The sequence below is a fragment of the Gordonia malaquae genome, assembly GCF_037148075.1.
Lineage (GTDB): Bacteria > Actinomycetota > Actinomycetes > Mycobacteriales > Mycobacteriaceae > Gordonia > Gordonia malaquae.
In genome coordinates, this window is record NZ_JBBCUB010000002.1 from 269,668 (window position 1) to 281,726 (window position 12,059).

A 12,059-nucleotide genomic window follows, 5' to 3' on the forward strand; every position below is an offset into this window, starting at 1 on the left:
CGGCGGCCGACGTACGTCGTTCCGGGTGGGGCTTTCGTTGTTTGCAGGAGGATCCAGGCCCATCGAGGTCATCTTCTCGTAGACGCTGATCGGTCCATGGTCCAGACCTGACGCCGCGAGCGCGGCCCGGACCTGCGCAGCCTCGCTAACGGCGTCGTCGGCGATCTTCGTTTGACTCGATCGCGGCCGGCGGGATCGGGGTTCGAGAATCGCCGCCTGGCCCTCCTGCCTACATCGTCTACGCAGCTTGTAGAACGACTGCCGGGAGATGCCGTGCTCGATGCAAAAGGTCGCCACGGCACCGCGCGGCGCATCGTCGGGCCACTGGGAAATCGCCAGGCGCACACGAGGATCAATCGGTTCATTCGCAGCCATCGACTGATCGTCTAAGTGTCACCACCTGAACCACCGGAACTGTCACCGATGTCCTGATGCAGAACTGTCACCGATGTCCTGCGACATAACACGCGGTCCGTGCGCTCGAACAAACGTTTTTGTCAGAGGTGATCTATATCATGTAGTTAGTTTCCGGTTGACGCCGGGGGCGCAGGTTCTTTGACAAGTCGATAGCGCGCTGCAGTCAGGCGAACCCGTTACAGACTGCTCGTTCCTCGGGTGAGAGTGCGGGCCGCGGGAGACTCGCAGCGGCACTTGGCCGGGCTGGTGACCCGGCACCACGTGACCGCCGACGGGCACCACCCGCTTGTGGATGAGTGGTGCTGTCGGAGGTCACTGCCGAACCGTTGGTCGGTTCACGTTTGTTGCCACGCACCTTAGGTTTAGAAGGGGGTTTGTCATGTTCACGTCTATTGTGCGCGAGCTCGCCGACAGAATCGTCGACGAACTCGCACCACCCACCGCCACCGAGACTGACTCCGGGCAGTCGACCAGGTTGGCGTGCCGTCTGGCGTCGGCGAGTAAGGTTGGCGCCGATGATGCCGACATCCTGTCGGCGATTGTGCAAGTCGCGCGGGCCCGCAATGTTCTCGACGCGGCCCAAGCGCAATTGGTTCGCACCGCGGAGCGGGCGGGGATCCCGTTCCGCAAACACCTCCGGTCAGCGAGGATGCTGCTGACTGAAATCGGTGTACCACCCGCTGTGGCGGATCGAATTGTTCGCAATGGTCATCACGCCGAGCGGTTCGCCAACGTCGGGCGTGGGATGCGCGACGGGTCGATGTCGGCGGAGATCGCCGATGCGATCGGAGTCGGTGTTGCGACCGTTGCGAAGCGGGTTCCGCTCGCCCCAGGCGAGCAGCAGCGGTTGGCTCGCAAGTTGGCGTTGAACACCACCCCCGCGGAGGTGAAGGCCGCGGCAAAGCAGGAGGCGATCGCGTTGGCTGCGGAGTCCGATGATCCAGTTTTGGTTCCGGCGTCGGAGAATCCGGAACTCAATGAGATGTCGTTGTATCTGAACGACGAAGGACGCGTCGAGGCCACTGTAGATCTCGACGTCGTGACCGGTGAAGAGTTGAACGCGGCTCTAGATCCGCTGTGCAGGCCTGTGCCGTTGCCGGACGGCACGGCTGATCCGCGGTCCGCGAGGCAGCGCAGGGCTGATGCGCTCGGGCAGATCATCCGGACGTATCTGTCCGGATCGGACCGACCCACCAGCGGCGGTGTCCTGCCGCACGCGAGCATTGTGATCCCGACCGCCGGAGCGCCGGGTGATGGGGTCGCGAGGCTCGGGTTCACCGGCCCGGTGTCGCCGGCGACGGTCGCGTTGAGCTTGTGCACCTCCGCGGTTGCCAGGATCACCGTCGACGGAGAAGGAGTCCCGCTTGATGTCGGACGGGAACAGCGATTGATGACACCCGGCATTCGGAAGGCCCTCGCTGCGAGGGACTGCGGATGCGCATTCCCCGGCTGCGGACGCCCAGTGACTTGGACTGACGCCCATCACTGCACGCCCTGGTCAGAAGGAGGCGAGACCAGCCTGGGCAACGGAGTGCTGTTGTGCAGGATGCACCACACCCTGATTCACCAGTCCGGGTGGGAGGTGTTCATCGGCCACGACGGCCACCCCTGGTTCCTCGAACCGGCCGACCCGGCACGGCCCGATCGACCGCGGATCCCGATCAGGTCCCACGCGAGGAGAACCCTCACCTCCAGTGCCTACGCGGCGTGAGATGGCCGGGCAGTCACCAGAGGGCGCTCACGCGGGACCCTGCCTCCACCAGTGCACGACCGAGGTCGGTGCGTTCGGCGGCAGGCACCGCCGATCTCAGAACACCGAGTTGCAACTCGTAATCGGTCGAACCGCGCTGTGCAACCGGCGCAGCGAGATAACTGAGTGGCAGCGGGCTGCGCGTGTTGAGATCGTCCAAGCGATATGCGCGCGAACTCAACTCGGAGAGCTGTCGCGTCGCCGATCGACGGACGGCGGGGTCGATCAACATCGGCCCGACCGCCCCGAGGAGATCCGCGAGCGATTCGACAAGGGACGCGTCGCTGGACGCGGGACGATACGCCGCATAGCCGAGCGCCCGCACGACGTCGAGCACACCGTGACGACGGTCCGGGTCAGCGCCATGCGCTCCGGCCCACGCCGCTTGCTCGTCCTCCCCGCGCATCGCCATCACGGCTGCACCCGCGGGATAGCCGACGGTCAACGACTGTCCGAGACCGAGTCCGGGAACCGGGCGAGTCTGCGAGTGGACCTTGCCGACGACCGTCATCCGGTCGGCAGTGAATCTGCTGAGGGTGGTGCCGCAGCCGGTCTCGGCGGCGAGTTCCTCCATGACAGCGATGACGTCGGGAGTGACCATCGACGACTCCCCCGGCTCTCTGCGCGACAGTCCGGCAACCGCGGCGCCAACACGGTAGCCGCGCGACGAGTCGCGGACCACCCATCCCGCGCTGTCGAGTTCGGAAAGGATCGCAGACATCGTGGGTCGGGTGATGCCGAGGGTGTCGGCGATCTGAGCGATCGTGCGAGGCTCGTCAGTTTCGCTGAGCAGTTGGATCGTCTCGACCACACGACGAGTGGGTGGTGAACCGGCCATGTGCGGCGCGTCCCCTCTTGTTTCGAGCGGTTGATGCGGCTACGGTGTGCCGGATATTCACACCGTATTGATCGAATATTCGATTAGCAAGGGGTCAAAGGAACATGCTCGAGAAGTTTCAGATGGACGGGCGCGTGGCGATCGTGACCGGGGCCGGACGCGGAATCGGCGCGGCGATCGCGCTCGGATTCGCCGAGGCGGGCGCCGATGTCGTCATCTCGGCGCGCACCGACTCCGACCTCGCGGACGTGGCGTCGCAGATCACCGCCATTGGACGTCGTGCCGTGAGCGTCCCACTCGATCTGGCGTCCGCGGATCCGGCGGCTCTGGTCACGGCCGCGACGGAGAACTTCGGCAGGCTCGACGTGATCGTCAACAACGTCGGCGGCGCGATGCCCAAACCGTTCATGAACACGTCGGTCGACGACCTGGTGGGAGCGTTCTCCTTCAACGTCGGCACAGCACACGCACTCTGCCTCGCTGCTGTGCCCGAAATGCTGAAGAACGACGACGGCGGATCCATCATCAACGTGTCGTCATCGATCGGACGGTTCGCCGGCCGCGGCTACTTGGCGTACGGAACCGCCAAGGCCGCAGTGGCCCACTACACGCGACTCGCGGCGGAAGACCTCGCCCCGCGCATTCGAGTGAACGCGATCGCACCAGGGTCGATCCTCACGCCCGCGCTCGGCTACGTCGCACAGAACGACGACATGCGGACCGCCATCGAGCAGAAGACACCGCTGCGCCGGATCGGTGAACCCGACGAGATCGCCGCTACCGCGGTCTACCTCGCCAGCGACGCCGGCCGATACATGACGGGCAAGATCGTCGAGGTGGACGGCGGTCTCGGCGCCCCGAACTTCGCACTGCCGATCCCCGACCTGTGACACTCGCCGACAACCGCCACACCACTCCCCGATGAAAGGCTCCCGATGACCACTCCCGACATGATCCGCGAGATCGAAGAACTCAAGTACCGTTATCTGCGAGCCGTCGACACCCGCGACTGGGACGCCCTCGCGGAGACGCTCACCGACGACGTGGTGACCGACTACGGCACTCAGATGGGCGGAAAGAAGCTCGCGTTCACGAGCCGCGATGCGGTGCTCGACTACTTCCGCGGCGCGATGAAGGGCACGTTGATCACCGAACATCGTGTGGACCACCCCGTGATCCGCGTCGACGGCGACACCGCAACCGGATCGTGGTATCTGCAGGACCGAGTGATCGTCCCCGACTACGACCGGATGATCATCGGATCCGCCTTCTATCGCGACGAGTACCGGCGCACCGACGACGGCTGGAAGATCTCCTCGACAGGCTACGACCGAACCTACGAGGCCGTTGGGATCCTGTCGGCAGGCGGATGGCACATCACACCGGGACCGGCGGTCAACTGAGTCGTTAGCAGGCCGGGTTGCGAAACTCTTCCGCCTAGGATCGGCGGATCCGATGGGCGGCTGGCAAGGCGGAGGAGGGAGGGATACCGGTAGGTATCACGACCGACGACAACGCGGCCAGGTGTCCATCGGGCCGTCGAGACAGGCGAAGTGAGTTTCGCAACCCGGCTAGGGGTACGGTCGGCCGATGGGTACGAACAAGGACGGTACGTTCAGCGCTGAGTTCGTCGACGAACTGGACGAACTTCTTCGCTGGCGCCGCGACGTCCGTCGGTTTCGGCCCGATCCGCTCGCCGACGGCGTCCTCGATGAGATCCTCGCATCCGCAGAACTCTCCCCGTCGGTCGGCAACAGTCAACCCTGGCGATGGGTCCAGGTCGTGTCCGACGCTCCCCGCGCGGCGGTCAAGGCGAACTTCGAGCGGTGCAACGCCGAAGCCCTGGACGGCTATCGGGGCGAGAAGGCGAAGATGTACACGGGTCTCAAGCTCGCCGGACTCGACGACGCACCCGTCCACCTCGCAGTCTTCTGCGTCCCCGAACCGGATCAGGGCGCAGGCCTCGGACGACGAACGATGCCACAAACGCTCGAGTACTCCGTGGTCACGGCGATCTCCACCTTGTGGTTGGCCGCCCGCGCTCGAGGTGTGGGTGTCGGCTGGGTGTCGATCGTGGAACCAGACGCAGTCGCCCGGGCGTTGGACGTCCCGGGCGACTGGATTCTTGTCGGATATCTGTGTGTGGGCTACCCGGAGACGCTGGAGCAGACACCGGAGTTGGAGCGGCTCGGGTGGCAGTCTCGCACTTCCCCGGAGGTCCGCTACGAGGTGCGCTGAAGCGCGATCTCGGTGATCAGGTCGTCCACCAGCGGCCACTCGCCGAATCCCGATGCGGGATTGAGGTGCCCCGCGTCTCCGAGGTCGACGAGCCTGCTGCCCCACACTTCGGCCAATCCGGCGCTGGTTCGCATACGTGCCAGCGGGTCGTTTCGACTGGCCGCCAGGACCGACGGGAACGGGAGCCTGGAACGCGGAATCGGCGTCCACCCCTCGGCGGCCAACTCGGCGGGTCGCGGGTGCAGTGCCGGCCAGTCGACGTCGAAGTCGGGCGGCGTCGCCAGCACGGCACCGATCACCGAGGCTGTCGACGTACCGTGGGTCCGCGCCCAGTGAACCGTGGCGAGCACACCTGCGCTGTGGGCGAGCAGGATGACCGCACCGTTGACGTCGGCGACCGTGTCTTCGATGAGCGCGGTGCGGGCGTGCAGGTCGTGCCACCGGTCCTTCGGCGGGAATCCGACGGTGACCGTACCGGGTGTCCGAGCAGCGTACAGCTCCTGCCAGTGCGCCGGTGCATCGCCGCGGAGGCCGGGCACGATCACCACCGTCGGCGTGCTCATCGGTCGACTCGCGTCGACAGGGCCTGCAGCTTCGCTAGGCCACGCGGGTGCAGACGTCGGCCGATGCACATCGCGGCGGCTGCCGGGAGGTAGACCAACGGTGCGATCGCGAGGGCGTCGGCAAGCGACATGTGGTCGGCGAGAACGCCGATGATGAACGGCGCCGCGGCGAGGCCGAGGAGATTGTTCGCCAAGGTCAGCGTTCCCATGGCTGACGCTTGAACCGACTTGTGGGTCAGCGACGCGACCATCGCGGCCGTGGTGCCGGAACAACCTGCCGAGAAGAACGCGCCGACCGCCATCAGCGTCAATTGGAGTCCGCCGGTCGGAAGCTGGAACGCGATCATCAACGAGACGAATGCGAACGAGCAGAATCCGATGCCTGCGGTCCATTTGCGGGTGGGGTCCTGTCGACTAACGCGGTCGGCGATGACGCCGCACACGATCATGCCGGTGCCGACGAGGAGGACGAAGAACGCTGCTGCGCCGCCCGCCTTGTCGACGGTCATCGTGTACTCCTCTTTGAAGAACGTCGGCAGCCACGTCAACATCACGGCGGCCATGAACATCTGGAGGCCACTGCCGAGATAGGCACAGATGACGGCGGGATTGGTGAACAGACTCGACAGCGGAGCTCGGGCACCCTTGGGCGTTTCGACCTTCGCGGGCGTGGCGGGGGCGTCGTCGACGGCCTGATGCCGGCGGACCCTCGTCTCGGTGACGATCACCTTGAACGCTGCGACGAGGAGCAGGCCGAGCACAGCCATCGCGCCGATCGACCAGCGCCATCCGAAGTGGACGGCGACGACACCGCCTACGGCGGTCCCGATCATGGTCCCGAACGATCCGCCGGCCATGAACGCCGCGGACAGGGCCGCATGAACACGTGGAGCGAACAGGCTCAGCACCAAGGCGATGCCGACACTGCCGTATGCGGCCTCGCCGACTCCGACGAAGAAGCGAGCTATCAGCAGCTGTTCGTAGCTCTGCGCGAACGCACACGCCAGTGTGGCGATCGACCACAGGATCGCCATGACCACCAGGCTGCGGACCCTGCCCCACCGGTCGGCGAGGATCGAGATCGGCAGCGTGAGCAGTCCGACCATCAGAGCGACGACCGAGATCAGCGAACCGAGCTGTCCCTTGTCGAGGGCCAGTTCCTCCCCGAGCGGCACGAAGACCGCGGCGAGCACCTGCCGGGACATGTAATCCGACAGCAGTAGAGCGAATGCGAGTCCGAACACGATCCACGGGTAGATCCGCCTGCGGGACGAGGTGCGTCCCACAGGCAGATCAACCGTGGCCGGTGCATCGAGCGCCGCGCGAGGCGTCATGAGGGCCATTGTCGTCTCAATCCTTACGCGTGCTGGGTGAAACCGAGCTGACCGGGCTGACGATTCGGCGCGTAGCCGAGCTTGGCGAGCGTCTCGTCGACCGAGTCGTACTGCTCACCGATGCGGTAGATGTCGCGGGCTTCCTTGCCGGTGGCGACTTCGCGGCCGAGCTCGTTGCTGATGCGGACGAGTTGGCGGACCTGCTCGACCGACGTGATCTTCTCGCCCTTGTGGCGCCAGATGGTGTCTTCGTTGCCGCAGCGGGTATGCAGACCCATCGCGATGGCCAGGGTGTTGACAGGGAGCACCGACCGCATCAGCGTCTCGAGGGTCAGCATCGCGCCGTCCGGGACGCGCTGCATGAAGTTGGTGATGTTGTACGGGTTGGGGCCGTCGAAGCCGCCGCCGATGCCGACCCAGGTCAGGTTGAGCGGGCCCATGTACTTGCCGCGACGGATCAGGCGCTCCACGGTCTCCAACTGCGGGATGCTCGAGAGCTGGAAGTGCGGCTGGATGCCGTTGGCGGTGAGACGACGCAGGTGCTCTTCAACCCATGCGGGGCCGGCCGGCACGGTCATCTCTCGGTACGTGTCGTACAGCTCGGGGCGCTGCATCGAGGTGCCTGCGATGTCGTCTTCGGTCATCAGCTCCATGATGTTCATCTGGCTGGTGTTGATGGCGATGGTGACCTGATCGGGCTTCGGGTCGAGCTCGGCCAGCATGTGGCGGGTATCGTCGGACAGCCATTTGGCGTCGGCGCCCTCGCCCTCGGGTGCGAACGAGATCGAGCCGCCGACCTGCAGGATCATGTCCGGCACGGCCTCACGCAGACCGGCGAGGAGCTCGTTGAACTTGGAGAGCCGCTTGCTGCCCTTTCCGTCGAGTTCGCGGACGTGGATGTGCAGCACGGTGGCGCCTGCCTCGTAGCAGTTGACGGCCTGCTGGACGTGCTGGTCGATGCTGAGCGGCAGGTCCTCCGGGAAGTCGTCGACCTCCCACTCCGGGCCATACGGTGCGACGGTGATGACCTGCTTCTCCTGGGTCTCGGGGAAGAACGAGTCGTCGTGGAAGTACATGGTGATCTCCTTGTGTGATTGATAGGTTCCCCGAGCGGAGTCGAGGGGTGGTCTGTGAGCGCAGTCGAGTCGGTCCCCGAGCGCAGTCGAGGGGTCAGTACGGCCGGTCGCCGACGATGCCTGCGCGCTCCATACGGCGGACGGCAGGCCAGTAGTCCTGGACGGCGTAGTGCTGGGTGCAGCGGTTGTCCCAGATGGCGAAGCTGTTCGGCGTCCACCGCCAGCGCACCTGGAACTCGGGTACGGACGCCTGGCGGACCAGGTAATTCAGCAGCTCGGACGCACCGGGCGCGTAGTCGTAGCCGAACCGCACGTTGTCGGGGGTGTGGAAGTTCGTCAGGTGGGTGGCGAACGCGTTGACGAACAGGATCTTCTCGCCGGTGTCCGGGTGGGTGCGGACCACGGGGTGCTCGGCGTCGGGGTACAACGCGTGCAGACCCGCGCGCTTCTCGGCCGGCATCGCGGCGCCGAAGCTGGCTTCGATGGAATGCCGAGCGGTCAGGCCCTCGATGCGAGTCTTGACGTCGGCCGGAAGCGCGTTGTAGGCGGCGACCATGTCCACCCAGATGGTGTCGCCTCCGACCGCGGGTCCTTCGACGCACCGCAGAATCGAGCCGAACGGCGGGCACTCGCGCCAGGTGGCGTCGCAGTGGAAGGCGTTCTCATAGTGTTCGGCCGGGCTGTCGAGGTCCTTGTAGATCTGGACGAGCCCCGGGTGGTCGGGATCGGACGAGGCGACCGGGTGGTCCTCCAACTCGCCGAAGCGGCGGGCCAGTGCGACGTGGTCGGCGCGGCTGATCGGCTGGTCGCGGACGAAGAGGACTTTGTGCTCGGTGAGCAGTCCGCGGAGTTGGGCGAACAGTTCGTCGTCGTGGGCGACTGCGGCCAGGTCGACGTCGAACAGTTCGGCTCCGAGGTGAGCGGTGAGGCGTTCGGCCCGGATCGCGGTGCGCGGTGCGTCGTGCATGAGTGTCATGGCGGTGTCTCCTCCTTGCGGTCAGATGGTGAGGATGGACGAGCCGGTGAGGGCGCCGGACTCGAGTTCGGTGTGGGCCCGCGGCGCTTCGGCGAGCGGGTAGCTCTGGTTGACCTGGACCGTGATTCGGCCCGCGGCGATGTGCCCGAACAGTTCGCCCGCGAGTTCGGCACGCTCTTCCGGGTCGGCGATGTAGTCGGCCAGACCTGGGCGGGTCACGAACAGGGAGCCCTTGATGGCGAGCTGCATCGGGTCGATCGGCGGGATCGGGCCCGACGAGGTGCCGAAGCAGACGAGGAGCCCACGCTTGGCGAGGCAGTTGAGTGAGGTCTCGTAGGTGGCCTTGCCGATGCTGTCGAGGACCACCGGGACGCCCTTGCCGCCGGTGATCTCGCGGACCCGGGCGGCAGTGTCTTCATCGCGGTAGTAGACGATGTGGTCGACGCCGGCCGCGACGGCGACGGCAGCCTTCTCCGGGGTGGAGACGGTGCCGATCACGGTGAGGCCGAGGATCTTGGCCCACTGGGCGACGATGAGTCCGACTCCGCCCGCGGCCGCGTGCAGGAGGATGGTGTCACCCTCGCGGTACTGGGTGATGCGGCGCATCAGGTATGAGGCGGTGAGGCCGCGCATGGTGCAGGCCGCGGCGGTCTCGAACGAGATCTCGTCGGGCAGCGCGATCAGGTGGCGGGCCGGAAGCACGAAGTGGGTGCTGTACGCGCCGAGCGGGCTGCCGGTGTAGGTGTAGGTGACCCGGTCGCCGACGGCGAAGTCGGAGACGCCCTCGCCGACCGCCTCGACCACGCCGGACGCTTCGACGCCCATGCCGTTGGGCAGTGGGACCGGGTAGAGGCCGGTGCGATAGTACGTGTCGGCGAAGTTGAGGCCGATCGCGTGGTGGCGGACGCGGACCTCGCCTGCGCCCGGTTCGCCGACGACGACGTCTTCGAGCTGGAGGACGTCGGGTCCGCCGACCTTGTGGAAGCGAATCGCCTGTGCCATGTGAATCGTGATCCTCTCAGTGGCCCGGAGGCCTCGCCGTGATGTGATGCGAACGACACTATGGGCCACAAACTCGATAAACTGTTCCTGACGGGACGCGGAACTATTCATATCGGGACACTATCGTGATGGCAGTCACTATCGTCGAAAGGAGTGATGTGAAACCACTGGCTCGGTACGCCTCGCTGGCGAACTACGTCGATCTGGCGCGGTCGCTCGGAGTCGACCCGTTCGGAATGCTCCGATCGGTTGGGCTCGATCCGGGCGGAATCAGCCTGCAGGACAGGTGGATTCCCGCGGAGGCCGTCGTCGAACTGCTCGAGGCGACGGCGGCACAGGCGCAGCGCGACGACATCGGCCTGCGGCTCGCCGAACTCCGCAGGCTGTCACACCTCGGGCCGTTGAGCCTTGTGCTCCGCGAAGAGTCGAGCATGCGGAACGCGCTGACACTTCTGATTCGTCACGAGCGGATGTACAACGAGGCGTTGCACACCAGCCTGTCGGAGGCCGACGGTGTCGCCACTGTGCGGATCGAGATCGATCTGGGCGTTCCCGCTCCGGACCGGCAGTCCATCGACCTCGGTGTCGGTGTGCTCTACTCGCTGATGAGGGAGTTGTCGCCTGCGACGTGGCGCCCGCTGTCGGTGTCGTTCACCCACTCGCCTCCGGTCGACCAGGCGATGGCGACGCGTATGTTCTCCGGCCTCGCACGATACGACCGCGACTTCGACGGAGTCACGTTCCACGCGTCCGACCTGGACACGAGGATCGGCGCGTCGGATCCGCAGCTGCTCGAGTACACACGACGGATGCTTGCCGACACGAGTGCCGAGAATGCGCCCACGGTCGCCAAACGCACTCGTCAGCTCGTCGAGATGCTCTTGCCGACCGGACGGTGTTCGGTCGATCAGGTGGCGCGGAGTCTTGGTGTCGACCGTCGCACCGTGCACCGCCGATTGAGCGCGGAGGGGACGACGTTCAGCGCCGTCGTCGACGACACCAGGGCGGCCCTCGCCGGCCATCTGGTGGCCGGTCGCCGCTACTCGCTGACCGAGATCGCCTCGATTCTCGGGTTCGCGAGCCCGTCGAACTTCTCGCGGTGGTTTCGCGCGCGGTTCGACTGCACCCCACGTGAGTGGCGGGCTGCGCGGTCTGACGGCACGTGACTGCGATACTCGATTGATGGGTCCGCCGGTCACGGTGTGCCGCTCGTGATCGGAGGGATTCCGCATGGTCTACGTCGAGTCGGGTGAACGTCGTCGGCAGGTGATCGACGCTGCGCGTGTCGCGTTGATGCGTGAGGGGGTCGGTCGTGTGTCGATGCGGGTGGTGGCTGCGGAGGCGGGGATTCCGCTCGGCACCCTCCAGTACGTGTTCCCCACCAAGCTCGGTCTCCTCGAGGCAGTGATCGATGATCTCGTCGATGAGATCGCACGTGTTCTTCGGGCATCCGGATCGGTCGAATCAGGGTTGGAGAACTCGATTCGCGAGGGCGTCAGGACGTTCTGGTCGAGTCTCGTCGTCGAGCATGCGGATCTCCAGCTTCTGCAGTACGAACTGGTCACCCACGCTTTGAGAACTCCTGGGCTGCAAGAACTTCCGCGCCGCCAATACGACTCGTACGTCGATGCGGTCACCTCGTGGTTCACCGCGGCCGCGGACCGGTCGGGAGAAACGGCGGCGCTCGAGTTCAGTCAGCTCGCACGTCTGCTCGTCGGCGGAATCGACGGGCTGCTCTTGCAGAGCGTCGTGAATCCGGACAACGCCCGCTCCGAACGAGACCTCGAACGCGTCATCGACATGGTCGTCGCCGTCGCGGGCATCTCCGCCTGATCCACGACTCTGGATCTTTGGTGTGATCTGCC

The 12,059-nt window shown here is 65.8% G+C and carries 12 protein-coding genes and 1 pseudogene; 6 read left to right on the forward strand and 7 right to left on the reverse strand.

Annotated elements, in window-relative coordinates; genetic code table 11:
• Nucleotides 1–21 precede the first annotated feature (21 nt).
• Nucleotides 22–375, reverse strand: a pseudogene (locus WFK36_RS08305) (helix-turn-helix domain-containing protein); the annotation flags it as partial.
• 421 nt (nucleotides 376–796) lie between these two features.
• On the opposite strand from WFK36_RS08305, the gene WFK36_RS08310 reads away from it, so the two are divergent.
• A complete protein-coding gene (locus WFK36_RS08310) occupies nucleotides 797–2,128 on the forward strand; it encodes an HNH endonuclease signature motif containing protein (protein WP_336791290.1) in 1,332 nt (443 codons plus the stop codon).
• A 13-nt stretch (nucleotides 2,129–2,141) separates the two neighbouring features.
• Here the strand turns inward: WFK36_RS08310 and WFK36_RS08315 are convergent, their stop codons facing one another.
• A complete protein-coding gene (locus tag WFK36_RS08315) occupies nucleotides 2,142–3,005 on the reverse strand; it encodes a helix-turn-helix domain-containing protein (RefSeq protein WP_336791291.1) in 864 nt (287 codons plus the stop codon).
• Nucleotides 3,006–3,109: 104 nt separating this feature from the next.
• Here WFK36_RS08315 and WFK36_RS08320 point away from each other — a divergent pair, with 104 nt between their 5' ends.
• The 3 genes from WFK36_RS08320 to bluB all read left to right on the forward strand — a co-directional run bounded on the left by WFK36_RS08320 (nucleotide 3,110) and on the right by bluB (nucleotide 5,243).
• Nucleotides 3,110–3,895, forward strand: a complete 786-nt coding sequence (locus tag WFK36_RS08320; RefSeq protein WP_008376329.1) for an SDR family oxidoreductase — start codon at nucleotides 3,110–3,112, stop codon at nucleotides 3,893–3,895.
• Between the two features lie 45 nt (nucleotides 3,896–3,940).
• Entirely contained in the window at nucleotides 3,941–4,408 is a 468-nt protein-coding gene (locus tag WFK36_RS08325; RefSeq protein ID WP_336791292.1) for a nuclear transport factor 2 family protein, read from the forward strand.
• A gap of 187 nt (nucleotides 4,409–4,595) precedes the next feature.
• Entirely contained in the window at nucleotides 4,596–5,243 is a 648-nt protein-coding gene (gene bluB / locus WFK36_RS08330) for a 5,6-dimethylbenzimidazole synthase (protein ID WP_336791293.1), read from the forward strand.
• On the opposite strand, the gene WFK36_RS08335 is transcribed toward bluB, so the two are convergent.
• The 5 genes from WFK36_RS08335 to WFK36_RS08355 all read right to left on the reverse strand — a co-directional run bounded on the left by WFK36_RS08335 (nucleotide 5,228) and on the right by WFK36_RS08355 (nucleotide 10,194).
• A complete protein-coding gene (locus WFK36_RS08335) occupies nucleotides 5,228–5,806 on the reverse strand; it encodes an RBBP9/YdeN family alpha/beta hydrolase (protein WP_336791294.1) in 579 nt (192 codons plus the stop codon). The two genes, bluB and WFK36_RS08335, sit on opposite strands and share 16 nt — an antisense overlap.
• Nucleotides 5,803–7,140 carry an MFS transporter gene (locus WFK36_RS08340; protein ID WP_336791295.1) on the reverse strand — a complete coding sequence of 446 codons (1,338 nt, stop codon included), beginning with the start codon at nucleotides 7,138–7,140 and terminating at the stop codon, nucleotides 5,803–5,805. Before WFK36_RS08340 ends, WFK36_RS08335 begins: the two co-directional genes overlap by 4 nt.
• 23 nt (nucleotides 7,141–7,163) lie before the next feature.
• Nucleotides 7,164–8,216 carry a beta-keto acid cleavage family enzyme gene (locus WFK36_RS08345; RefSeq protein WP_336791296.1) on the reverse strand — a complete coding sequence of 351 codons (1,053 nt, stop codon included), beginning with the start codon at nucleotides 8,214–8,216 and terminating at the stop codon, nucleotides 7,164–7,166.
• 94 nt (nucleotides 8,217–8,310) lie between these two features.
• The gene (locus tag WFK36_RS08350) at nucleotides 8,311–9,192 is read right to left on the reverse strand and encodes a TauD/TfdA dioxygenase family protein (RefSeq protein WP_008376317.1); all 882 of its coding nucleotides are present in this window, start codon (nucleotides 9,190–9,192) and stop codon (nucleotides 8,311–8,313) included.
• Nucleotides 9,193–9,213: 21 nt separating this feature from the next.
• A complete protein-coding gene (locus tag WFK36_RS08355) occupies nucleotides 9,214–10,194 on the reverse strand; it encodes a quinone oxidoreductase family protein (protein ID WP_336791297.1) in 981 nt (326 codons plus the stop codon).
• A 158-nt stretch (nucleotides 10,195–10,352) separates the two neighbouring features.
• On the opposite strand from WFK36_RS08355, the gene WFK36_RS08360 reads away from it, so the two are divergent.
• Together WFK36_RS08360 and WFK36_RS08365 are read left to right on the forward strand one after the other, a co-directional pair.
• Nucleotides 10,353–11,360, forward strand: a complete 1,008-nt coding sequence (locus WFK36_RS08360; protein ID WP_336791912.1) for an AraC family transcriptional regulator — start codon at nucleotides 10,353–10,355, stop codon at nucleotides 11,358–11,360.
• 64 nt (nucleotides 11,361–11,424) lie between these two features.
• Nucleotides 11,425–12,027, forward strand: a complete 603-nt coding sequence (locus tag WFK36_RS08365; RefSeq protein WP_336791298.1) for a TetR/AcrR family transcriptional regulator — start codon at nucleotides 11,425–11,427, stop codon at nucleotides 12,025–12,027.
• Nucleotides 12,028–12,059 lie beyond the last annotated feature (32 nt).